This window comes from Cryptosporangium japonicum, from assembly GCF_039524755.1.
Classification (GTDB): Bacteria; Actinomycetota; Actinomycetes; order Mycobacteriales; family Cryptosporangiaceae; genus Cryptosporangium; species Cryptosporangium japonicum.
This window is the reverse complement of record NZ_BAAAGX010000017.1, coordinates 20017-43304: the sequence shown is the minus strand read 5'-3', so window position 1 is coordinate 43304 and position 23288 is coordinate 20017. Positions and strand designations below refer to the sequence as shown.

Sequence of the window (23288 nt, the reverse complement as noted above, 5' to 3'; positions counted from 1 at the left end):
TGAACAGCGATCGGCGGGGCAAAACATGCTGGTAACACGGCGCGGTTACGCTGCCGGGCGGACTGGCGCCCGAGGATGAGGACGACGCTGTGCACCTGACCCCGCACGAGCAGGAGCGCCTGCTCATCTCCTACGCGGCCGACCTGGCGCAGCGTCGCCGTCAACGCGGCCTGCGCCTGAACCACCCGGAAGCGGTCGCGGTGATCACCTCGTTCCTGCTCGAAGCGGCCCGGGACGGGCGCACCGTGTCCGACCTGATGGAAGCCGGGCGGCACGTGCTCGGCCGGGACGACGTGATGGACGGCGTCCCCGAGATGATCGAGGAGGTGCAGGTGGAAGCGACTTTCCCGGACGGGACCAAGCTGGTCACGGTCCACCACCCCATCCCGTGACGCCCGGCGAGATCATCGTCGCGGCCGACCCGGTGCCGCTGCTCGAGGGTCGCGAACGGCTGAGCCTCGAGGTCACCAACACCGCCGACCGGCCGATCCAGGTCGGCAGCCACTACCACTTCGCGGCCGTGAACACCGGCCTGAGCTTCGACCGGCGCGCGGCCTGGGGTTACCGCCTCGCGATCCCGTCGGGCACCGCGGTGCGGTTCGAGCCGGGCGTCGTCCGCGAGGTCGACCTGGTCGCGATCGCCGGTGCCCGTGACATCCCCGGCCTGCGCCCCGAGTTCGCCGGCCTCCTCGACGAACGGGGCCCCGAAGCGTGATCGACCGCAGCCGTTACGCCCTCCTGTACGGCCCCACCACCGGTGACCGCGTCCGGCTGGCCGACACCGATCTGCTCGTCGAGGTCGAGCAGGACCTGTCCCGCGGTCCGTCGGCCGGCGAGGAGGTCGTGTTCGGCGGCGGCAAGACCATCCGCGAGTCGATGGGGCAGTCCCGGGCCACCCGCGCGGACGGCGCCCCCGACCTGGTGATCACCGGCGCGCTGATCCTCGACCACTGGGGCATCGTCAAGGCCGACATCGGGGTCAGGGACGGCCGGATCGTCGGCATCGGCAAGGCCGGCAACCCCGACACCCAGGACGGCGTCGACGAGAACCTGGTGATCGGGCCGTCGACCGAGATCCTGGCCGGCAACGGCAAGATCCTCACCGCCGGCGGCATCGACAGCCACGTCCACCTGATCGCTCCCCAGCAGATCGAGGAGGCGCTCGGCTCCGGCATCACCACCTGGATCGGCGGCGGCACCGGTCCGGCCGAGGGCACGAAGGCCACCACGGTCACCGCGAGCGCCTGGTACCTGGCCCGGATGCTCGAGGCGCTCGACGACTACCCGATCAACGTCGCGCTGCTGGGCAAGGGCAACACGATGTCGGCCGAGTCCATGGTGGAGCAGTTGAAGGCCGGTGCGTCCGGCTTCAAGCTGCACGAGGACTGGGGCTCGACCCCGTCCGCGATCGACGCGTGCCTGCGGGTCTGCGACGAGTACGGCGTCCAGGCCGCGCTGCACACCGACACGCTGAACGAGGCCGGGTTCGTCGAGGACACGCTGGCCGCGATCGCCGGCCGGGGCATCCACACGTACCACACCGAGGGCGCCGGGGGTGGCCACGCGCCCGACATCATCACGGTCGCGAGCCACCCGAACATCCTGCCGTCCTCGACCAACCCCACCCGGCCGCACACCGTCAACACGCTCGACGAACACCTCGACATGCTGATGGTCTGCCACCACCTGAACCCGGCCGTGCCGGAGGACCTCGCGTTCGCCGAGAGCCGGATCCGGCCGTCGACGATGGCCGCCGAGGACGTACTGCACGACCTGGGTGCGATCTCGATGATCGGGTCGGACAGCCAGGCGATGGGGCGCGTCGGCGAGGTCGTGCTGCGCACCTGGCAGACCGCGCACGCGATGAAGGTGCGCCGGGGCTCGCTGCCCGGCGACGGTGCCGCGGACAACGCGCGGGCGAAGCGGTACGTCGCGAAGTACACGATCGTCCCGGCGATCGCGCACGGCCTCGAGGGCGAGGTCGGCTCGGTGGAGGTCGGGAAGCTCGCGGACCTCGTGCTGTGGGACCCGAAGTTCTTCGGGGTCCGGCCGCACGTCGTCGTGAAGGGCGGGATGATCGCGTGGGCGCAGATGGGGGACGCGAACGCGTCGATCCCGACGCCGCAGCCGATCTTCCCCCGGCCGATGTGGGGTGCGCGGCCGACGGTCGCCAGCGCCACCAGCGTGCACTTCGTGGCTCCGGTGGCGATCGAGGACGGGCTGGCCGGCCGGCTGAACCTGCGGCGCCGGCTGGCCGCGGTCAGCGACGTCCGCCGACGGGGTAAGGCCGACCTGCCGCTGAACGACGCCACGCCGGAGATCCGCGTCAACCCCGACACGTTCGCGGTGTACGTCGACGGTGAACTGATCGAGGAAGCGCCGGCGGCGGAGCTGCCGATGGCTCAGCGCTACTTCTTGTTCTGATGCGCCAGGCTCTCCTGCTCCTGGCGGATTCCCGGCTGCCGGCCGGGGCGCACGCCCACAGTGGTGGGGTCGCCCCGGCCGTCGACGCCGGGCTGGTCGACCACGACCTCACGCTGGTCACCGATTTCCTCCGCGGCCGCCTGCACACCGCGGGCCTGCTCGCCGCCGCGATTGCCGCCCGCGCCTGCCACCTGGCCGGCACGCACGTCCCCGAGCCGGCGCCGGTCGGAGCCGCGGCGGTGTGGGCGGAGCTCGACGGCGAGGTCGACGCGCGGACGCCGGCGCCGGAGCAGCGGAAAGTGTCCCGTGCTCAGGGGCGGGCGCTGCTGCGGGTGGCCCGCGGGGCGTTCCCGCACCCCGGGTACGCCGCTCTCGGCACCCACCCCCACCACCCGATCGCCCTCGGTGTCGCCGTCCACGCGGCCGGCGGCACCCCGCCGGAGGCCGCGTCGCTCGCCGTCGCCGCGGCGATCAGCGGCCCGGCGTCCGCCGCCGTGCGGTTGCTGGGCCTGGATCCGCTGGCCCTGACCGCCGCGCACGCGGCCCTCGCCCCGATGGCGGACGCGGTGGTGGCCGACGCCACCCGCTACGCCGATCAACCGTCGGACGCGCTCCCCGCGCCGTCCGCTCCCCTGCTGGACCTGCTCGCGCAGGCCCACGCCCGTTCGGAGGTGCGTCTCTTTGCTTCCTGATGCTCACGCCCAGGCCCACGCCGCCGGCGAACCGCACGACCACGACGTGTTCGAGCAGCACGCGCCGCTCACCGGCGAGGCCGCTCCCCGCACCGCCGGCCGGGCGTTCCGGGTGGGCGTCGGCGGCCCCGTCGGCTCGGGCAAGACCGCGCTGGTCGCGGCGCTGTGCCGGACGCTCGGGCCGGAGATGCAGCTCGGCGTCGTCACGAACGACATCTACACGACCGAGGACGCGGACTTCCTGCGCCGCTCGGGCGTGCTCGCGCCCGAGCGCATCGCGGCCGTGGAGACCGGCTGCTGCCCGCACACCGCGGTGCGCGACGACATCGCCGCGAACCTCGACGCGGTCGAAGGCCTCGAGGAGTCGTTCGCGCCGCTGGAGCTCGTGCTGGTGGAGAGCGGCGGCGACAACCTGACGATGACGTTCAGCCGCGGTCTCGTCGACGTGCAGCTGTTCGTTCTGGACGTGTCCGGCGGCGACAAGGTGCCGCGCAAGGGCGGCCCCGGTGTCACCGGCTCCGACCTGCTGGTGATCAACAAGACCGACCTGGCCCCGCTGGTGGGCGCCGACCTCGGCGTGATGGACAGGGACGCCGCCGCGGTGCGCCGGGGCAAGCCGGTGGTGTTCCAGTCGCTGCGTGAGGACCCGTCGGCGTCGACCGTGGCGGAGTGGATCCGCGACGCACGCAAGGCCTGGCTTGAGGGCTAGTGCGCGTGCGGTCGTCGAGCAGGTCGGCGACCGCACGGTCTTCCGCGAGCTGGCGTCGCAGCCGCCGATCGTGCTGCGCCGGACCGATCGGGGCCTCACGATGGTCACCGGCGCCGCGGGCCCGCTCGGCGGCGACCGGACCGACCTGACCGTGGTGGTCGGCGACGGGGCCTCGCTCACCGTGGGCTCGGCCGGAGCCTCGCTGGCGCTGCCCGGCGCGCACGGCGGCACGAGTCACGCGTCGGTGTCGCTCGACGTCGGCGCCGGGGCTTCGCTGCACTGGGAGCCGCAGCCGCTGGTGGTCGCCCGCGGCGCGGACCACGTCGTGTCCCTGGACGTCACGCTGGCCGAGTCGGCGAGCCTCACCCTGGTCGAGACGCTGGTGCTCGGCCGGCACCGCGAGCCGTCCGGGCGCCTGCGTACCCGCTGGCGCGTGCGGCGCGGTGGCCGGTCCCTGCTCGCCCAGGACCTGGACGTGGGTACCGGCGCCCCCGCCGGGTGGAACGGACCCGCCGTACTGGGCGATTCGGTGGTCCAGGCGACAGCCCTCACCGTTGTGCCTTCCCGTTCCCGGATCGACGCCGAGCCGGTGGACACCGTGGGCGGGGTGCGGTGCGACGTCTTTCCGCTGACCGACCCGGCGGCCGCTCTGGTGGTGGCGATCGGGCCGGACACCGTCCGGGTAGGACGCGCGCTCGACGCCGCTCTCCAGCGCCGCCTGCTGCTGACGTGATGAACGCCGCGATGCGCAGCCTCACCGCGGACGCGATTCCCCGGGCGAGGGTCGCGGTGCGGATCTTCCAGCAGCTCGGCGGCGGGTCAGGCCAGGAGGCGGTCCAGGGCCGGGTGTTCGATCAGGCTGCGAGGCGACGGGCCCGGTAGGAGGAGGCCCCGGCGGAGGAAGACGCGCAGGATCTCGCCGCCGAGTGCGCCGCCCAGGTGGGGGCGCCCGGCGGTGGCGTCCAGGCAGCCCACCGCGAGTTTCCGCCGCCCCACCTGCGGATGCGGCACCTCGAGGCGGGCCAGGGCCGCGTCCAGCCCGTCGCCGACCGTCAGCTCGGACTCGACCTCCGGCCCCGGAACCAGCGCCCCCTCCGCGACGAGCCGCTCGAGCAGCACCACCCCCACCTCACCGGCCAGGTGGTCGTAACACGTCCGGGCCCGCGCGAACGTCGACGGCACCGTCCTCTTCGGAGGAGCGGCGCCGGCCAGCACGTTCACCGCGGAGAGCAACGCCCGGACCGCGTCCGGGTCGGGCAGGTGGTACCGGGACGAACGCCCCACGCGGACCGGCTCCACCAGGCCGGCCGCCCGCAGCGTGGCCAGGTGGTTGCCGAGCCGGGACGGCGTGACCCCGATGCGCTCGGCCAGCGCGGCCTGCGCCGCTTCACCCTCCTCGGCGAGGAGCCGCAACACCTCGAACCGAATCGGCTCCCCGATCGCTCCGAGTACCTCCGTGAGGTCGGCCACCGCACTCCCCTCCCCGGTTCCACGTTTGAGTCTGCCCCACAGCGATAATTCATGTTCCCATGAAACATGACCGCGTGAGCACTCGACTACTGCTCGGCGCCGGCATCAACGGCGTCGGCGGTGGGCTCTGGTTCACGATCTGGGCGCTCTACCTCACCCGCGTCGTGGGCCTCTCCCCCGGTGAGCTCGGGGTGTCGCTCGCGGTGGCCGGTGTCGTCGGCATCGTGCTGTCGCTGCCGGGCGGGGCGATCGCCGACCGGGTGGGGGCCCGCCGGGTGTCGCTGACGATCAACCTGGTGCGCGCCGTCGCCTGCCTCGCGTTCCTCCGTGTCGACGGCATGCTCGCGCTCACCGGAGTCGCGGCCGTGTTCAACGGCGCCCAGGTGGTGGGGTCGGGCGTGAGCAACGCGCTGATCACCGGCCTGTTCACCGGCGACCGGCGGGTCCGGATGCTGGCCCGGTCGCGGGCCGCCGTGCACGCCGGGAACACCGTGGGCGCCGGACTGGGCGCGGCGGTCCTCGCCGTCGACCAGCAGTGGGCGTACGTCGCGGCGATCGTCGGGAACGCGGTGACGTTCGTCGTCAACGCGGCCCTGCTGACCGGCGTGCCGGAGACGACGCGGGGGCGGCGGCTCAGCCGGTGGGCCGGGCTGCGCGGCACCGCGATCCGCGACCGCCGGTACCTCGCGGCGATGGTGCCGATCACCGCGTTGACGGCCTGCTGGGCCGTGCAGTCGACCGGCATTCCGCTGTGGGTGGTGTCGTCCACGGAGGCACCGGCCGCGGTCGCCGCGACCACCGTGATCGTGAGCTCGATCCTGATCGCGGCCCTGCAGAGCGCGGTGAGCGCCCGGATCACGACGATCCGGCGGGGCGCACGGGCCGCGACCGTCAGCGGTGTGGTGCTGGCCGCCAGTTGCCTGGTGTTCGTGCCGGCCGCGTGGGTGGGGGCCGGCTGGGCGGTGGTGATCATCCTGGTGGGCGGCCTGCTGCACGTCGCAGGAGAGTTGCTGTTCGTGTCGGGGCAGTGGGGGGTGTCGGTAGGGCTGATGCGCGAGGAGTGCCGCGGCGAGTACCAGGGCCTCAACGCCACGATGACCGGCGCCGTGCAGGAGTTCGCGCCCGCCGCCGTGGCCGCGCTGGTCGGCGGCCTGGGCGCCGAAGGGTGGCTGGTGCTGACCGGGTTCTTCGTGTTCTGCGCGGCCCCGATCGTGCCGCTGGCCGCACACGCCGCGGCCGGCCGCCCGGCGCCCGAACCGGTTCCCGCCTAGGCCGTGTCCGGTGAATCTCGCTCGCAGCGAGGCACCGCTCAGGCGTCGTCAGGCAAGGCGGAGGAATATCCGGATACCGCTGTTGTATCAGGATATTCCGACAACGCGGCCTGGCGGCGGCTGAGCGGTGCCGCAGCCGAGCACGGATTCGCAGGACACGGCCTAGGAGAAGGCGGGGAGCAAGGGCTGAGTGGCCAGGTGGCCGGCCGGGAGCTCGGGTGGGCGGGGCCGCTCGACCGGGGCACGCAGGCCCGCCTCGCGGGCGGAGCGGATCAGCACGGACACCCAGCTGCGGTACGGGGACCAGCGGCGAGCGACCTCGCGCAGCCGGGCGGGCTCGCTGCCCCGGAGGCGGTACAGCTCCACCATCGACGCGTGGAGCCGGCGTTCGGCCAGCGCGAACACGTCGGGTGCTCCGGCGCCGCGGATCAACGTCAGCTCGGCCGAGAACGGACCGACTCCGGGCAGGCCACGCAACTGGGCCAGCGCCTCGGTGGGGCGCAGCGCGCGCAGCCGCTCGGCGGCGAGGGAACCGTCGGCGGCGGCGCGGGCCAGGCCGTGCAGCCGCTCCAGCTTCACCTCGGGAAGGCCGTCGAACGCGTCGATCGTCAGCAGGGTGGCCGGATCGGGGAAGGCCGACGTGTCGAAGCCCTCGATCCGCCGCCGCTCGCCGTACTCCGCGGCGAGACGGGCCTTCACCGCCGCCGCTTGGCTGATCCGCACCCGGTGGCTGATGACCGCCCAGCACGCCGCTTCGTACGGCGAATGGAAACAGACCGGACGCAGGCCCGGGAACTGCCGCTGCAGACCACCGACGACCGGGTCGGCCGCGCCGACGTCGGGGAAGCCCGAGCCGTCCACGTCGAGCGAGAGGATGCGAGCCAGCTGGGCCGCCGCCCGATCGCGCACGACCGGCGACGGTGGCACGTCGAACGTCGCGCGCACGACGTCGTCAGCACCGGTTTGTTCGACCGTGAGGCCGACGACGGGCCAGACGGCACCGGGAGTTTCCACCGGGAAGGCCATCCGCAGGATGCCGTCAGCCGGGCCGCGGTAGCGGGCCGGGCCGAACCCCTCCAGGAACTGGGCACTGGCCGCCAACGAGAACGGGCCGCGGGGCGTCAGCGTGATCGTCATGACCACTGTCGTACGCCCCCGGTACGACAAAAATCAGACCCGCTCCAACGCCCGATGGGGAAGCGGCGGCAGCGTCACCGCGATCGGGTCACCGGGGCGGACCTCTCCCCCGGCCGTGACCACCCCCATCACCCCGGCCCGGCGGACGACCGCACCGCGCTCGTCCTTGGTGAGGACCTGTTTGAGCAGACCGGAGCGGTAACCGTCGATCTGACGGCACGGGTTGCGCAGCCCGGTGATCTCGACCGTGGCCTCCGCGCCCAGCCGCAGCACCGTGCCGGTGGGCAGCGCGAGCAGGTCGACCCCACGGGTCAGGACGTTCTCCCCGAGCCCGCCGGGAGCGAGGTCGAAACCGGCGAGCTCGTCGATCAGCTCGCTCTGGATCAGGTGGACCTGCCGGAGGTTCGGCTGGGTGGGGTCGGCCGCGACCCGGGAGCGGTGTTGCACGGTGACCCCCGCGTGCGCGTCACCCTCGACGCCCAGCCCGCTGAGCAGGACGATGCGGTCGGCGGGGCGCTTGCTGAAGCGGTGCTCGGAGTCTTTGCTGACGGAGACGACGAAGCTCACCTCACCACGGTAAGCGGAACAACGCCCCGGACGGGCTCCGTCGGTACAGGCGGTGGACACGGTCGCCGGACCCGTTCTCCTGCTCGGCGACGAGATAGATCGTGCCGTCGGCGGTCACCGCCAGCGAGATCGTGCGCAGCCCCGCCACCGGGTGGACAAAACCCTGCGAATCGATGCGGCGGGCGTCGGTGCCGCCGAGGTACACGGAGCCGTCGGCGGTGGCGGCGAGCGCGTAGACGCTCGAGAGTCCGACGGTCGTCGCCTGGACGTTGTTCTTGAACGGTCCGCTGGTGCCGTCGCCGGCGTGGGTCCGGATGAAGCCCGACCCCACCCGCACCTCGCGAATGCGGCGATTGCCCTGGTCGGCGACGTAGAGGCGGTCGCCGGACGGGTTGAGCGCGACCGCGGTCGGCGCGTTGAGCAACGCCCAGCTGGCGTAGAGGCCGTCGCCGCCGAAACCGGGTTGGCCGGTGCCGACGTAGGCCTCGACGGTGCCGTCGGGCTTCACCCGGCCGATCCGGTTGCGCTGCTGCTCGGCGACCCAGAGGACACCCTGACCGCTCACCGCGATCGAGAACGGCTGGGTGAGCCGGACCTGGCTCGCGTCGAGCCGGCTGCTCAGTGCGCGTGATCCGCCGCCCAGCACCGTGCTGATCCGGCCGTCCGTGCCGACCTTGCGGATCCGGCGGTTGCCCACGTCGGCGATGTAGAGGTTGCCGTCACCGTCGACGGCGAGCGGACCGGGTTCGCTGAGCTCGGCGTCGACGGCGCGGCCGCCGTCGCCGGAGAAACCGTCGCGCCCGCTGCCGGCCACGACGGTGCCGCCCGCGCGGCTGACCCGGCCGGAGTCGAAGCGACGGACCTGGCTGTGCGCCGGATCGGAGACGTAGAGGCTGCGTCCGGACGCCACGACACCGGCCGGGCCGGGGACGACGGCCGGTCCGGTGTCGAAGGTGCTGACGCCGAGTCCGACGACGACCGCGGCGAGAACGGCGCCCAGCAGGGCCGCGCCGATGGCCGGCGCCCGGCCCCGGAAGCGAGGCGCCCGGCGGCGGAGCAGCCACTCCGGAGCGGGAGTCGTCACCAGAGTTCTCGAGCGCTGCTCCTTCACCGGGGGAAGGTCCGTCACCGCCGGACGCGCGGCCGCACGAGTACGCGACGGCGCGACCGGGAGCACCTCGTCGAGACGTGCGGGCGGCAGTCCCCACGGCCAGTCCGGCAGCCGTCGGCCGACAGTGGTCCCGAACGACCGGGTCGCGCGGGCCGCGTCACGCACCTCCTCGTCGACCCGCACCGGGAGCCCGGCCCGCGCGAGCCAGTCCCCGCCGAACGACTCCGCCGCCGCCGACGCCAGATCGAGCGCGTACGAGCGCGCGGTGGGCTGCCGGTCGTCGATGTCCTTGGCCAGCCCGCGCAGCACCACGCCCCCCACCCGGGCGGCGACGTCCGGCATCGGCGGCGGCTCCTGGCTCAGGTGCGCGAGCAGCATCGCCGGGGGCGGCAGTTCGGCCGGGAACAGCGGACGCCCGGTCAGCAGCTGGTACAGCACGACGCTCAGCGAGTACAGGTCGGTGGCCGGCCCGAGCCGCCCGAGCGCCGCCTGCTCGGGCGCCATGTACACCGGCGAACCGACGAACGAGCTCGACGCCGCCGTCGTCCCCTCGACGATCTTGGCGATGCCGAAGTCGGTCACCTTCACCGTGCCGTCACCGGCGAAGAGCAGGTTGTCGGGCTTGACGTCGCGATGCAGCACCCGCAGGCGGTGGGCGGCCTCGAGCGCGTCGGCGACCGCGAGCCCCAGCGCACACGCGTACTCGGGCCGGACCCGGTCCAGCACCAGGCTGCCGCCGCTCAATCGCTCCATCACCAGCAGGAACAGCCCGCCGTGCTCCACGTAGTCGTAGAGCCGGACGACGTGCGGATGATCGAGATCGGACAGTACCCGCGCCTCGGCACGGAACCGGCTCTCCTCGACGGAGTCACCGGGCCGCCCCAGGACCTTAATCGCGACGTCGCGAGCGAGCTGTCGGTGGCGCGCCGCGATCACCAGCCCGAACGCGCCCCGGCCGAGTTCGGCGCCCAGCTCGTAGCCGGGCAGCGCCTCCTCGATACGCGCGCGATCGACGATCATTCGCGTCGTCCGTTCCGGGTCGACGGTACGCTTCGCGGGCAATTTTCCTATCTGGTCCGCGGAATCCACAACGCGCGGCGCGTATCAACCGGGCAACGACCGGCGCTGTTCTTGCGGTGGGCGCTGTTCTTGCGGTGGGCGCTGTTCTTGCGGTGGGCGCTGTTCTTGCGGTGGGCGCTGTTCTTGCGGTGGGCGCTGTTGTTGGCGGGTCGGCTGGGATTCGGACGGCTTGTACTAGGGCGGGCCGCGGAAGCCGGGGTGGACGCCGGGGACGAGCCCGCGTAGCTCGGCCAGCCGGGCGAGCAGCGCGTGGAGCTGGGCGCGCTCGGCCCCGTCGAGCCCTTCGCACACCTCGTCGTCGTGCGAGACCGCCAGCCCGGCGAGCTCGGCCAGTAGCGCGACCCCGGCGTCGGTGAGGTGCAACGACGACAGCCGCCGGTCGGCCGGGTTACGCCGCCGAGCCAGCAGTCCGCGCTCCTCCAGCCCGTCGACCAGGGCGACCAGCCGACTCGGCGGCGTACCGAGCTGAGCCGCGACGGCCTGCTGACTCTGCCCCGGCGTCCACGCGACCAGCCGGAGCAGTCCAGCCTGCGGAGGCGTCAGATCGAGGGCGGCGACCCGCTCGGCGAACATCCGCGCCGACAGCGCACCCAGCTGGGAGAGCAGGAACGCGCTGGTGCCCTCCGGGGGCGCCCCCTCGGCCGGGCACGCGGTTTCCACAGCGGAACGGTAGCACTTGACGAATGCTATCCAGATTGTAATCGTTACTTGGAAGAACGATTAGCGGGAGGAATCGATGACGTCTCGCAGGTTCCGTTTCGGCGTCGTCGCCGGGGTGGCCGGCAGCGGCGCCGAGTGGATCGCGCTGGCCCGACGGGCGGAGTCGCTCGGGTACGACACGCTGCTCGTCCCCGACACCGATCACCTCGGCGCACCCTTCCCGGCCGCCGCCCTCGCCGCCGGGGCCACGACCACGCTCCACGTCGGCACCTACGTGCTCGTCGCTCCGGTACGCACCCCGGCCGCAATAGCGCACGAAGCCGCCACCATGCACCGCCTGACCGGAGGTCGGTTCGAGCTCGGCCTGGGCACGGGCCGACCGGGCGCCGAGCGCCTGGCCGAGATGTTCGGCACCGAGTTCCCAGCATCGGCCGAGGAACGAATAACCCGAGTCAAACAAGCCGTTTACGCCGTCCGCGCCGCCGCTGGTGGCACCGCCGCTGGTGGCACCGCCGCTGGTGGCAGCGCCGCTGGTGGCAGCGGGCCTGGTGGCGCTGGGGCTGCTGGCGCTGGCGCTGGGGCTGCTGGCGCTGGGGCTGGCGCTGGGGCTGGCGCTGGGGCTGGCGCTGGGGCTGGCGCTGGGGCTGGCGCTGGGGCTGCTAGCGCTGGGGCTGGCGGCGCTGGGGCTGGCGGCGCTGGGGCTGCCGGCGCTGGGGCTGCCGGCGCTGGGGCTGCCAGCGCTGGGGCTGCCAGCGCTGGGGCTGCCGGCGCTGGGGCTGCTGGGGCTGGGGCTGGCGGCGGGGGCGGTGGTGCCGCTGCCGACGTTGCCGCTGCGGCTCCTCCTGCTGGTGGCGGTGGCGGGCCGCGGATTCTGATTGCTGCCGGTGGGCCGAAGATTCTGGCGCTGGCGGGCCAAGTCGCCGACACGGTGGCATTCGCCCTGCCCCCGAGCGCCGACGAGGCGGCCCACGCCCGCGCCGCCGCGATGGTCGCGGACGCCGCCGGTGACCGCTTCGACGACATCGAACTCGCATCGAGGCTCATGGTCGTGGGCGACCAGATGATCCCCGGCGCGGAACGCTGGCTAGGAGGCACGCCGGCGGAACTGGCAGCAGCAGGGTCGACCGCCGTGCTCCTCGGTACACCACAGGAGATGGCCGATTCGTTGGCCCGACTACGCGACAACACCGGCGTGTCCTACATCGCCGTCGACGCAGCGGCAATGGAAGAGCTGGCACCGGTCGTAGAACGTCTCGCCCAGAACTGATGCCCTAGAAGGAGCCTCCCCCACGGCCAAGCGCGGGCCGCAGGACGCCCCACCCAGAGCCAGCGCACCCGCGCGGGGCCGCCCCACGGAGCAAGAGCCACCAGGCTGTGCCCCGCATGTGGCCAGCGCCATCGGGCAGCGCTCCGCACGAAACCAACGCCACCGAGCAGCGCTCCGTACGCAGCCAGCGGCACCAGGCAGCAGCCCCACACGGAACCAGCGCCACGGGGCAAAGCTCCGCACCGGCCCAACACCCCGAGGCAAAGCTCCGCACGGGCCCAACACCACGGGGCAAGCTCCGCGCGGGGCCAGCGGCACCAGGCAGCGCTCCGCACAGCACAAGCACCACCAGGCAGCGCCCCACACGGAACCAGCACCACCGGGCAGAGCCCCACACGGGGACCACGCCACCACGCAGCGCCCCACACGGGGACCACGCCACCACGCAGCGCCCCACACGGGGACCACGCCACCACGCAGCGCCCCACACGGAACCAGCACCACCGGACAGCGCTCCGCACGGGGACCACGCCACCGGGCAGCGCCCCACACGAAGCCAGCACCACCAGGCAGTGGCCCGCACGAAGCAAGTACCACCAGGCAACGCCCCCGCACGAAGCAAGCGCCGCCGGGCGATGCTTCGTACCGAGCTGAAGAACACGCCGGATAGCGAGCCAGCGCGTACGCCGCGACTAGCTAAGCCTCCTCGCAAAGAGCTAGCGCCAGACCCCAGGCCACCGCGTACCGATGGCCCAACGAACCCGCGACGTTGCCGCGGCCCAAGCCCGCCCCGGGAGGCAACACCTCGTCCACCACACGCAGAACCTCGTCGTCGCCCGCTGGGCCGCCCACCACCAGGACGGTGCCGGCCCGGCCAAGGCCACGACGCACCGCGGTTCCCAGCACCGCCTGCTTCATGGCCAGTCGGAACGTGCGCCACTCCGCTGGTCCCAGACGGACGGTGATCGGCAACAGACCAGCCGGGCCCGGCGCCGCCAGCCAACCAACCGTGCCAGCCGGCTGGGGCGCCTCCAGGAAGGTCCTGTCGCCGTTCTCCTGCGACGCGAGTTGCGGGGTCTCCACGCGCACCGCTGGGCCGCGCTTGGCCCACTCGGCCGCGCCGCGGGTCACGTCGAGGCCCAGTGCCACGGCGGCGGTCAGCAGGTCTCCGCCGCCGGCGAGTACTCGTTCCCCGTCGGGGCCGATCACGTCCACGGTGCCGCCGCCGATGTCCACGACCACGGCGTCGGGCGGGGCGCCGGGGGTCGTGAGGGCTCCCGACCGGGCCGCGGCGGCCTCGCTGGAGGCACTCACCACCGGCACGCCCAGCGCCTCGGCCAGTAGCGCGTCCGCGGGGATCGGACCAGTGGTGGCGGCCAGTGCGGCGAGCGCGTACCCGCCGTTGCCCGCGCCGGTTCGTACGAGCAGCGACTTGGCCAGCGCTCCGATGTCCACGACCGCCAGGTCGGCTACGGAAAGGACTTCTTCGCCGTCGAGCGTGTACGCCGCGAAGGCGCCGGGCCCGCTCTCCCCCAGTCGGCGAGCAGCCTCGCGCAACAAGATCGCCTCGCCACCGGTCCGGTGGTCCCCGATCGACGAATGCCCTTCGGCCCCGCCGCCCGCCCCGAGCGACAAAACGTCCCCGCCATCCGAGCGCACCCCAGCCAGGGAAGACCCATCCGCCTCACCGGCGGCCGGGTACGCCTCGATCGCAGGAACCCCTGCCGTCCCACCACCGAACGACGAAACCCCACCCCTATCGGAACGCACCCCGAACGAAGAAAGCCCCTCCCGACCAGCACCGGACGAAGAGAACCCCTCCCGACCACCACCACCGGGCGAAGCGAGCCCCTCCCGGCCACCACCAGCCGAAGACAGCCCCTCCCGACCAGCACCAGCCGAAGAGAACCCCTCCCGACCACCACCAGCCGAAGGGAGGCCCTCCTGACCGCCGCTAACCGAACGTGGCCAGATCCGCGCGCCGGAGACGACCCCCGAGTTCACCACCCCCACCCCCACTGCCACTGCCACTGCTGCGCTGGAGACATCAGCGAGCTGCCGGGCGACCCCTCGCAGCAGGTCGTTCTCCGCTGCATCCGCCCCGAACTCACTCGCCAGGAACAGCGGGTCGGTCAGCTTCCGCAACGGACGCCCCGACGCCACCACCTCGACCGCCACCAGCGTCGCGTCGGCGGCCACCGACAGATCCACCCCGTCGATCACCGGAACCGGCTGGTCGAGACGGTTCGCTACCAGCCTTGCCTCGTCCTCGGCCAGCAGCACCGCGACGATCGGGGCACCGTTCTCCAGCAGCTCGTTCAGGCGGGCAGCGGCTTCGCGGTAGCCCGCGGACACCAGCGCCACCACCGGCGCCCCACCAGCGGAGTCGATCTCGGTCAGGGCGACCGGCCGCCCCACGCCCACGCCGGTTCCGCCCGGGGAGGTGACCCCGGCGGCCAGCACCGCGAACCGGCCGGTGTCGGGGGCGGGTTCGGGCACCGTTGTGGTCGAGGTGCGTACCGGGCGTAGCGGTGCCACCGCCGCCGAGACCAGCTCGCCGTCGGGAACCCGGCGTACCAGTCGGCGGACGAGGGCGGCGGCGCCCTGGACCGAGGCCGGTGAGCCCTTCGCGCCCCGGGTCATCGTCCGGTCCCAGGCCACTGGTCGTGCGGTGGTGGCGTCGGCCAGTACCACTTCGGTGGTCGAGTTCCCGATGTCGACCCCGGCGACCAGCTTCAACGGCACAGGCCGCGGCGTTGGTAGACCTGGGCGGCTTCGCGGACCAGGGCGGCGTTGATGACGGCTCCGCGTTCGGAGAGCCAGTCCGCTATCTCCTCGAGTTCGGCGAAGGTGCTGCGTCGTGGGCGGAGGGCCTCGTAGATGCGCATGACGTCGGTGTCGTCGATCGCGGTGAGTTCGGCGGCGCGTCGGAAGTTGGCGGCCAGCTGCGGGTTGCCGTGGTCGGCGGCCACCTGCGCCTGGTGTTCCAGGGTCTCCGGGTGGATCCGCAGGTCGTCGGTCGACACCTCGCCGGCCCGCACCGCATCGAGCGTCACCGACTCCAACGCCCGCCCCGAAAACGCCCGCACCCCATCCGGCGCCCCCGCGTCGAACGACCGCCCCACGACCCGCGCCGAATCCGGCGCCACCGCGTCCGGCGCCACCGCGTCCGGCGCCACCGCGTCCGGCGCCACCGCGTCCGGCGCCCCCTGAGAAATACTCACTCCGCCACCTTCAGCTCGTCCGGGCCGGTCGGCGAACAGCAGCCGCGTTCCACGGCGATCAGCGACACGACCGCCGTGTGGTACCGCGCCTCGATGGCCTCGTCGGTGTACGGGTTCTTCGCCGGTTCCGGAACGGCGCCGCGGGCGTGGCGGGCCGCGTTCACTCCGAGCAGCCGGTAGTCGGCGCGGGAGAGCACCGGCGCCACCGAGTACAACTCCAGGTTGGCCAGCGGCGGCAGGTCCCGGCGATGGATCAGCGCCGTGCCTTTGGCCTGGAGCCCGACCGAGATCCCCGACCCGGCCAGCCGCGCCGCGGACAACCCGATCATCCCCAGGTCGAGCGTGTCGTTGATGCGCACCACCCGCCCGAGCGCGCCCTCCTCCTCGATGCCCGCGAGGATCTCCTGGAGCACGTCGACGACCAGCAGGCCGGACAGCGTCCGCCAGATCTCCCGCCCGGTCGCCGGCGAGACGCCGACCACCACCTCACGCGGATCCGACCCCACCGGCGCCGGGCCGACCGACACGATCGACGAGGACGCCCAGGAGGCCTGCTCCGCCCGCAGGTCCGCCACCGAGCGCGCCTGCCGGATGTCGTCGATCTCCGCCTGACGCGCCGCCGACGGCACGTACCCGGTGCCCGGACCGGCGTAGTCGTTCGGGTCGGTCACCAGCGACAACGCGTCCATCGAGGGGCTGAAGATCGCCGCCGTCTGCAGGTAGTCGCCCACCACGCGCGCCTTGAGCATCGACAGCACCCGCGACGCTTCCTCTTCGAACCCCGACTCGGCCAGCGCCGACACGACGTCCACCATCGAGAGCCCGGATTCCCGGATCGTGCGTGCGGCGTTCAACACGCCCAGCGCGTCGTCCCCGACCAGGTCCTTCGACCCGACGGCGTCCACCGCGGCGTCGATCGACTCGTCGGAGAGGTCGGCCAGGCCGAACCAGCGGTACACCGCCTGCACCGCCTCGGCGGCCCGGCGCCGGAGCGGCTCCAGCGACTCCGGTGGCGCGGTTCGCAGGCCCCCGTCGACGCCCCAGTCGCGCTGCATCGCGAGCCAGTCGTCGAGGTCCTCGGCGTTCCAGTTGCTCGGGCCGAACATGTTGTCGTAACGCTGGATCGTGCCGAAGCCGCTGCAGACGAAGTCCGAGCCGGCCAGCAGGATCGGGAGCGTGCGTGAGGTGCGCCGGACATCGGACTCGCTCATCAGCGCGTCGTTGCCGGTGCAGGCCTCGAGGTTGCGTGCCATCACCATGACGTTCTCGGCCATCAGCTCGCGCACCCCGGCGGGTACGGCGGCCGCCACCGACGCCCCGTCGATGCCGCCGTTCTGCACACCCTGGGCCCCGATCGCCCGCGCCAGCGCCACGCACCGGGACTCCAGGTAGAGCATCGAACGCTTCTCGGCCCCACCCATCAGCACCTCGGCACCGGCCCCCGACGACACCCGCATCTTGATGCCCCGGGACGCGTATCCCGACGTCAGGAACGCTTTGGACCAGGGGGTGTCGTCGCCGTCGGTGAACACGCCCTCGGTGCCGTAGAGCGAGACGGTCTCGGCGTAGGAGACGAAGCCGCGCAGGCCGAGTTCCAGCTCCAGTGCCTCCTCGACCGAGCACTGCACGAGCACGCCGGCCGCCCCCACCGCGGCGCCGATGCTCACCGCCACCGCGTTGGACGGCGCGTCGGCGAGCACCGGAACCGTGGTCTCCAGCTCGCGGAACCCATAGGCGGCCGCGGTGGCGGCGTCGGCGGCGAGCAGCAGCGGGTCGTCGGCCCGGTTCGTGACGTGCCCCTGGTTGCTGGGCGTGCGCCGGGCCCGCAGTTTCGTCATCGCCATCGTCAGCTCGGCCGGGCGCAGCAGCGCGAGCACGCACGCCAGTTTCGCCGGCGTGCAGCCGTTCACGAGTCGGACCACCTCGGCCCGGGGAACGGCAAAATCCACGAGCAACCGCGCCAGTTCGACGTCGGTCAAGGCCATCGCCTCGGGCGCGACCGACAGATCGAGCCCGTGAGTGGCGATGAACGCGTCGATCGTGTCGAAGTCGGCCTCGGCCACCCCGTCCAGCTCGACGACCCGCCCGTCCTCGATCCGCAGCGACGGCGCCGGGTCGTGCGGTGAGCGCAGTGCGATCAGGCCGAGATCGGCGTTCTCCACGGCGAACCCGTCGAGGTTCACCGGCTGGGCGTCGAGACGCCGAATCCGCCCTACCGCCATGCGGAGCCCCTAGCTGTCTTCGACCTCGGTCACCACGCCGGCCGACGTCCGCTTGTAGATGGTGTTCTTCGAGAGGTAGTAAACGTCACCGTTGCGGCCCGCCGCGACCGCGTCGATGTACTGACTTTTGACCAGTTCACGCGCCGATCCGCCGTCCTTGAGCTCGCAGAGCCCGTAGGAACCCACGTAGAGCTCGCCGCCGTCGCCGATCGCGAGCGTGTCGGGCCCGTTGTAGACGATCTTCGACGGGCAGTCGGCCAGCGTGCCACCGCCCGCGACCGCGGCGGGCGTCTCGTCGCCGGGTTGGAATCCCCAGATCAGCTTGTGTCCCCGGTCGGCCACGTAGATGCGCCCGTCGCTGCCGATCGCGATCGACCGGATCGACTGGATGGCGTCCGCGTCGGAGTTCGTCTCGCCCTCGTCGTTCGTGGCGTTCTTGACGACGGTGGCCAGCCCGCCGTTCGCGTTGAGGCGCCGGACACGCTGGGTGCCGCTGCCCGATTCGGCGATGTAGAGCTGGCCGGTGCGGCTGGTCGCGATCACGAAGAAGTTCGGGAGCTGCGCGGCCTGGGCGTCGGTGGTGTCGTCGTCCTCCTCGGCGGTCGGCTTGGCGCCCACCACCGTGCGGATCTTGCCGTCGGCGGTGACCTGACGCACCCGGCCCTCGGCGGTGTCGGCGATGTAGACGCTGCGCTCGGGGCCGATCGCCAGCGACTGCGGGAACGCCAGCTGGGCGTCCACGGCCGGGCCGTTGTCGCCCCCGGAACCGGCGGTGACCTCGGGGCCGGTGCCGGCGAACACGGTGATCCGGCCGGACGGGCTCACTTTCCGGACCTGCCGGTTGGAGACGTCGCTCAGGTACAGGTTGCCGTCGGAGTCGACGACCATGCCGCGCGGGGTCGACGTCCGGATCGTGCGCACGTCGTCGCCGGAGTCGGTCTTCCACGGCGCGATCACCACGAGCGCGGACCCACCGATGACGCCCAGCGCGACGAGCGTGCTCAGCGCGATCGTCCAGCGGCGCCGGTACCAGGGACGGCGCGGACGGTCGTCACCACCGAATCCGTCGTCCGGGTCGGTGAAGTCGTCCGGCGGCGGTGGCACGTCGTCCGGCGGGGCGTCTTCGGTGATCGTCGAGTGCCGGCCGGTCGCGCCGAACGCCTGGCGGGCGCGGCGGGTGACCTCGGACTCGGTCTCGCCGAACGAACCGGCCGGGTCGGGCGGAGCGGTGACGACGCCCCCACCGACCGGCGCGCCGCTGGTGGGCGCGGAGCCGGCCGCCGGCAGCGCCACCCCCGCGCGGGCGGTCACCGCCGGCCGGGCGTCGGTCTCGGCCAGCCGGCCGCGCGCGGCGTCCCGGACCCGGCCGCTGACCCGGATCGGCACCGAGACCTGGTCCAGCCAGTCCGGGCCGAGCGCGCCCGCGGCCGCCGAGCCGAGCTCGACCGCGAATTCGTGACCCGATCGGGGCCGGTCGTTGGCGCTCTTGCTCAGCGCCCGGTCGAGCACCGCGGCCAGCGGCCGGGGCACGTCGGACAGCCACGGCGCCGGCACGTTGACGTGGTGGTGCAGGAGCGCGGAGAGCGGCAGGTCACGGCCGAACGGCAGGCGTCCGCTGAACAGCTCGTAGAGGACGACGCCGAGCGAGTACACGTCGGTCGCCGGGCCGAGCCGGAAGCCCTGGATGCGCTCCGGCGCGGTGTAGGCGGGCGTTCCGGAGGCGGCGCTGATCAGCGACGCACCATCGGAGACCGTGCCGAAGCCGACCAGCTTGAGCGTGCCGTCGGAGCTGTAGAGCAGGTTCTCCGGACGGACGTCCCGGTGCAGGATCCCGCGCGCGTGCACGGCCGCGAGCGCGTCCGCGATCGCCAGGCCCGCCCCGCAGGCCTCCACCCCGGTCAGGCCGGGGCGCTGGTGCAGCATCGGGCCGTTGAGCCGTTCCATGACCAGCAGACAGAGCCCGTCGTGCTCTATGTAGTCATGAATCCGCACGATGTGCGGATGGTCGAGTTCGGCCAGTGACGTGGCTTCGGAGACGAACCGTTCACGCAGCGGTCCGTCGGTGTCGCCGTCGGCCAGCACTTTGACCGCGGCCTGCCAGCCGATACGACGATGACGTGCGGCGTAGACGACGCCGTAGCCACCACGTCCGATCCGATCCCCGAACTCGAATGCGGGTAACGCGGCGTCGAGACGCGCACGATTCATGAGCATGGCAAGCACCCGTCCAGTTCCTCGGGCCCCGCAACCCGCATGGCTGATACGAACGCGATTCTGCCGAGCTAGGGAGGCCTGGGGGAATTGGCGCCGCAAAGTATGGGGGGATTTCGACCGTGTCGGTGACACAGTTCCACCGGGCCGATTACGCAACGTCCCCCGAACGGCCAATATGATCATGGTGCGGATTCCGCAGGTGCGGAGTGGGGCCACCGGTCGGCTGCGGCCTTGACGCAGGCCACGTCCTGCTCGACGGTCCCACCGCTCACACCGACCCCACCGACCACGCGGCCCTCCGCCCACAGTGGCCGGCCGCCACCGAAGCAGATGTAACGACCGCCCGCGGCCGAGGCGAGCCCCTGCAGCGGACCACCGGGCCCGGCGAGCACGCCGAGCACGTCGGTGGACACCCGGTGCGCGACCGCGGTGTAGGCCTTGTCGACCGCGAGCGTCGGGCCGGCGATCTCGGCGCCGTCCATCCGGACGAACGCCACGAGGTTGCCGCCGCCGTCCACCACCGCCACCGACACGAGCGCGCCGACGTCCCGGGCCGTGGCCAGCGCGGTGGCACACAGCATCAGCGCGGTGTCCAGGTCCGGCCCGGTGGTCATGACGCGGCGAGCCAGGCGGCGCCGATCGCGCGCAGGCGGGCGTGCACGCCGCCCATCGCGGTCACGCCGGGGAGCGCGGTCTTCGGCATCTTCGCGGTCATCGTGTAGACGGTGTCGACGACGTTCGCGACCGGCGTCAGCGTGGCCTGGGAGACCAGCTGGTAGGCGTCCAACGTCGACAACCCGGTCTCGGCCGCGACCCACCCGACCAGCTCGGAGTGCGCGATCCGGAACGCGTCCTCGAGCGGCTTCGTCGAGCCGGTCGTGATCAGGAAGTCGTCGCTCTCGATCCGCGGCCAGCGGCACGGCCGTCCCTTGATCACGTCCACGACCAGCGCGGTGTCCATCGCGGTCTCCACCGCGACACCGCACGTCTCACCCTCACCCTGCCGGGCGTGCCCGTCCCCGAAGCTGAACAACGCCCCGGGCACGTTGACCGGCAGGTAACAGGTCACCCCGGCACGCATCTCCGGGGTGTCCATGTTGCCGCCCCAGTCGCCGGGCGCGAGCGAGTTGCGTACCTCGCCCAGCGCCGGTGCGACCCCGACCGTGCCGTGCATCGGATCCAGCGGCAGATCCACCACGAAATCGGAATCCAGCGCGCGGTAGCGCACGGTCCGCGCGACCCGGTCGAGGTCGTAGATCCAGGTGCGTTCGGGCAGCGCCGCGTGCAGCAGCGGCGTCACCGGGGTCGCCGTCAGCGCGCCGAAGAACGGCACGGTCGTGCTGACGCCCCAGGTCTCCCGGGGTTCGATCGAGATGAAGTGGACGGCGAGCGTGTCACCCGGCTCGGCGCCCTCGATGTGGAACGGGCCGGTCTGCGGGTTGAGGTAGCGCGGGTCGCACAGCTCGGAGCTGCGGTCGTCGACCGAGCGCACCACCCCGGCGAAGCAGTCACGCGTCCAGGTGGTGAGCACGGTGCCCGGCCTCAGCGACGCGACCGGAGCGACCCCGCCGAACGTGTAGACCAGTCCGGCCGGGTCGACGTCGGGATCCGGTTGGTAGTCGAAGCTGGGCACCGTTCTCCCCTAGCGCTCGTGCGACTCGGCCATCACGGTGGAGCCGATCCGCGCGTACCGCTCCGGGCTGCGGTACTTCAGGGCCAGCGCGACGGCCGCACCGAGGATGCCGATGCCGAGCACGACGTACGGCGTCGCCTTGAAGATCGGGCTGCCCGCGGCCGCACCGGCGGCGAAGTCGATGTTGCTGAACAGCAGGTAGACGACGTAGAGCATGCCCACCGCCCCGACCAGCGGCGCCAGGAACGTACGCCACCAGCTCGCGGTCTCCGGGTGCTGCTTGCGCACGTGGAAGTACCAGATCACCGCGATCGAGCAGATCGACTGCACGATCAGCAGCGCCATCGTGCCCATGAGCGCCATCAGCCCGTACTGGTGGATGTAGGCGACGTCCGGCGCGGCGTCGGTGGGCTTCTGCAGGAAGAAGAAGCCCAGCGTGATGACGACGGTGATCGCGGTCTGCACGAGCGAGGCGATGTGCGGCGAACCGTGCTTGCCGTGCGTCGCCCCGAGGGTTTTCTTCAAGCCGTCCGCGACGCCGTCGCGGCCCAGCGCGTACAGGTACCGGGAGGCCGCGTTGTGGAACGCCAGCGCGCAGGCGAACGAACCGGTGACGACCAGCACCAGGTAGACGTCCTTCACCCAGCCGGCCAGGAACCGGTCGGTGATGCCGTAGAACAGGTCGAACGCGTTGCCGGTGCTGCCGCGCGAGATCGCGATGGCCTGGTCGAGTCCGTTGCCGGCGATCGCCATCCAGGACACGAACACGTAGAACAGGCCGAGCCCGATCACCGCGATCATCGTCGCCCGGGGAACGATCTTCTTCGGGTCCTTGGACTCCTCGCCGTAGACCGCGGTGGTCTCGAAGCCCACCCATGACCAGAACGCGAAGAACAGGCCGATCGCCGCGCTGCCGGTGATCGCGGCGCTCGGGTCGCTCGCCACCGCGGAGAACGCGTTCGCCGGGTTGAGCGCACCGGCCTCCAGACCGCTCGGGCCGCCGCCGCGCACCAGGATCGAGATCGCCAGCGCGGCCAGGATGATGACCTCGGCGACCAGGAAGACGCCGAGCACCTTGCCCGACAGCGAGATCTCGAAGTAGCCGAGCGCGGCGATGATCACGATGCCGATCAGCGCGTAGACCAGCCAGCTGATCGAGGGACCGCCGAACGTCTCGATCGTGCTCTTGGTGAACGACGCCAGGATGCCGATCAGCGACGCTTCGAACACGACGTAGGCGAGCGTCGCCATCAGCCCGGCGCCCATTCCCCACACCTTGCCGAGCCCGTGCGAGATGAATCCGTAGAACGCGCCGGTCGTCGTGATGTGCTTGGCCATCGTGACGTAACCGATCGCGAAGATCGTCAGGATCACGGTGGCGAAGAAGAAGCCGGCCGGCGCGCCGATGCCGTTGCCGTAACCGATGGCGATCGGGACGTTCCCGGTCATCGCGGTGATCGGGGCCGCGTTGGCCAGCGCGATGAAGAGCACCGCCCACAGCCCGATCGTGCCCGGCTTGAGGCGATTCACCTCATGTGGTGCTAGCCCCTCGGATTCGGCCGAGACGTCCTTCGTGGTACTCACGGGGCCCACGCCCTTCCTGACAG

Annotated in this window: 21 protein-coding genes and 1 pseudogene; 10 read left to right on the top strand and 12 right to left on the bottom strand. The window is 72.4% G+C overall.

Features of this window, described 5'->3' with window-relative positions:
- Positions 1–89: 89 nt before the first annotated feature.
- The 6 genes from ABD437_RS22130 to ABD437_RS22105 are packed head-to-tail and all read left to right on the top strand — an operon-like array spanning position 90 to position 4558.
- The gene (locus tag ABD437_RS22130) at positions 90–392 is read left to right on the top strand and encodes an urease subunit gamma (RefSeq protein ID WP_035848995.1); all 303 of its coding nucleotides are present in this window, start codon (positions 90–92) and stop codon (positions 390–392) included.
- A complete protein-coding gene (locus ABD437_RS22125) occupies positions 389–715 on the top strand; it encodes an urease subunit beta (protein ID WP_344650810.1) in 327 nt (108 codons plus the stop codon). The genes ABD437_RS22130 and ABD437_RS22125 overlap by 4 nt, the downstream gene beginning before the upstream one ends.
- Positions 712–2424, top strand: a complete 1713-nt coding sequence (locus ABD437_RS22120; protein WP_344650809.1) for an urease subunit alpha — start codon at positions 712–714, stop codon at positions 2422–2424. Before ABD437_RS22125 ends, ABD437_RS22120 begins: the two co-directional genes overlap by 4 nt.
- Positions 2424–3116 (top strand): urease accessory protein UreF, encoded by a 693-nt coding sequence (locus tag ABD437_RS22115; RefSeq protein ID WP_344650808.1) that lies wholly within the window; start codon positions 2424–2426, stop codon positions 3114–3116. The genes ABD437_RS22120 and ABD437_RS22115 overlap by 1 nt, the downstream gene beginning before the upstream one ends.
- A gap of 46 nt (positions 3117–3162) precedes the next feature.
- Positions 3163–3825 (top strand): urease accessory protein UreG, encoded by a 663-nt coding sequence (gene ureG / locus ABD437_RS22110; protein ID WP_344651003.1) that lies wholly within the window; start codon positions 3163–3165, stop codon positions 3823–3825.
- Positions 3815–4558 carry an urease accessory protein UreD gene (locus tag ABD437_RS22105; protein WP_344650807.1) on the top strand — a complete coding sequence of 248 codons (744 nt, stop codon included), beginning with the start codon at positions 3815–3817 and terminating at the stop codon, positions 4556–4558. Before ureG ends, ABD437_RS22105 begins: the two co-directional genes overlap by 11 nt.
- A gap of 86 nt (positions 4559–4644) precedes the next feature.
- Here ABD437_RS22105 and ABD437_RS22100 read toward each other — a convergent pair whose 3' ends face one another.
- Positions 4645–5295, bottom strand: a complete 651-nt coding sequence (locus ABD437_RS22100) for an ArsR/SmtB family transcription factor (protein WP_344650806.1) — start codon at positions 5293–5295, stop codon at positions 4645–4647.
- 74 nt (positions 5296–5369) lie between these two features.
- On the opposite strand from ABD437_RS22100, the gene ABD437_RS22095 reads away from it, so the two are divergent.
- Positions 5370–6566, top strand: a complete 1197-nt coding sequence (locus ABD437_RS22095) for an MFS transporter (protein WP_344650805.1) — start codon at positions 5370–5372, stop codon at positions 6564–6566.
- A gap of 162 nt (positions 6567–6728) precedes the next feature.
- Here the strand turns inward: ABD437_RS22095 and ABD437_RS22090 are convergent, their stop codons facing one another.
- The 4 genes from ABD437_RS22090 to ABD437_RS22075 form a co-directional block, all read right to left on the bottom strand.
- A complete protein-coding gene (locus ABD437_RS22090; RefSeq protein ID WP_344650804.1) occupies positions 6729–7703 on the bottom strand; it encodes a DNA-3-methyladenine glycosylase family protein in 975 nt (324 codons plus the stop codon).
- 33 nt (positions 7704–7736) lie between these two features.
- Complete coding sequence (locus ABD437_RS22085) at positions 7737–8270, bottom strand: MOSC domain-containing protein (protein WP_344650803.1); 534 nt, start codon at positions 8268–8270, stop codon at positions 7737–7739.
- A 1-nt stretch (position 8271) separates the two neighbouring features.
- A complete protein-coding gene (locus ABD437_RS22080) occupies positions 8272–10401 on the bottom strand; it encodes a serine/threonine-protein kinase (RefSeq protein WP_344650802.1) in 2130 nt (709 codons plus the stop codon).
- A 234-nt stretch (positions 10402–10635) separates the two neighbouring features.
- Positions 10636–11121 (bottom strand): MarR family winged helix-turn-helix transcriptional regulator, encoded by a 486-nt coding sequence (locus ABD437_RS22075; protein ID WP_344650801.1) that lies wholly within the window; start codon positions 11119–11121, stop codon positions 10636–10638.
- A 76-nt stretch (positions 11122–11197) separates the two neighbouring features.
- On the opposite strand from ABD437_RS22075, the pseudogene ABD437_RS22070 reads away from it, so the two are divergent.
- From ABD437_RS22070 to ABD437_RS22060, 3 genes and pseudogenes are all read left to right on the top strand, one after another.
- Positions 11198–11596, top strand: a pseudogene (locus ABD437_RS22070) (LLM class flavin-dependent oxidoreductase); the annotation flags it as partial.
- Positions 11597–11654: 58 nt separating this feature from the next.
- The gene (locus ABD437_RS22065) at positions 11655–11996 is read left to right on the top strand and encodes a hypothetical protein (RefSeq protein WP_344651020.1); all 342 of its coding nucleotides are present in this window, start codon (positions 11655–11657) and stop codon (positions 11994–11996) included.
- 53 nt (positions 11997–12049) lie between these two features.
- Positions 12050–12388 (top strand): hypothetical protein, encoded by a 339-nt coding sequence (locus ABD437_RS22060; RefSeq protein ID WP_344651019.1) that lies wholly within the window; start codon positions 12050–12052, stop codon positions 12386–12388.
- A gap of 696 nt (positions 12389–13084) precedes the next feature.
- On the opposite strand, the gene ABD437_RS22055 is transcribed toward ABD437_RS22060, so the two are convergent.
- From ABD437_RS22055 to ABD437_RS22025, 7 genes are all read right to left on the bottom strand, one after another.
- The gene (locus ABD437_RS22055; protein ID WP_344650800.1) at positions 13085–14887 is read right to left on the bottom strand and encodes a diol dehydratase reactivase ATPase-like domain-containing protein; all 1803 of its coding nucleotides are present in this window, start codon (positions 14885–14887) and stop codon (positions 13085–13087) included.
- 236 nt (positions 14888–15123) lie between these two features.
- Positions 15124–15612, bottom strand: a complete 489-nt coding sequence (locus ABD437_RS22050; RefSeq protein ID WP_344650799.1) for a diol dehydratase small subunit — start codon at positions 15610–15612, stop codon at positions 15124–15126.
- Complete coding sequence (locus tag ABD437_RS22045) at positions 15609–17834, bottom strand: propanediol/glycerol family dehydratase large subunit (RefSeq protein WP_344650798.1); 2226 nt, start codon at positions 17832–17834, stop codon at positions 15609–15611. Before ABD437_RS22045 ends, ABD437_RS22050 begins: the two co-directional genes overlap by 4 nt.
- A 9-nt stretch (positions 17835–17843) precedes the next feature.
- Entirely contained in the window at positions 17844–20048 is a 2205-nt protein-coding gene (locus tag ABD437_RS22040) for a serine/threonine-protein kinase (RefSeq protein ID WP_344650797.1), read from the bottom strand.
- Between the two features lie 179 nt (positions 20049–20227).
- Positions 20228–20662, bottom strand: coding sequence for a GlcG/HbpS family heme-binding protein (locus ABD437_RS22035; RefSeq protein WP_344650796.1), 435 nt, complete (start codon positions 20660–20662; stop codon positions 20228–20230).
- Positions 20659–21681, bottom strand: coding sequence for an acetamidase/formamidase family protein (locus tag ABD437_RS22030; protein WP_344650795.1), 1023 nt, complete (start codon positions 21679–21681; stop codon positions 20659–20661). Before ABD437_RS22030 ends, ABD437_RS22035 begins: the two co-directional genes overlap by 4 nt.
- A 9-nt stretch (positions 21682–21690) precedes the next feature.
- Positions 21691–23265 carry an APC family permease gene (locus tag ABD437_RS22025; RefSeq protein WP_425558202.1) on the bottom strand — a complete coding sequence of 525 codons (1575 nt, stop codon included), beginning with the start codon at positions 23263–23265 and terminating at the stop codon, positions 21691–21693.
- Between the last annotated feature and the right edge of the window lie 23 nt (positions 23266–23288).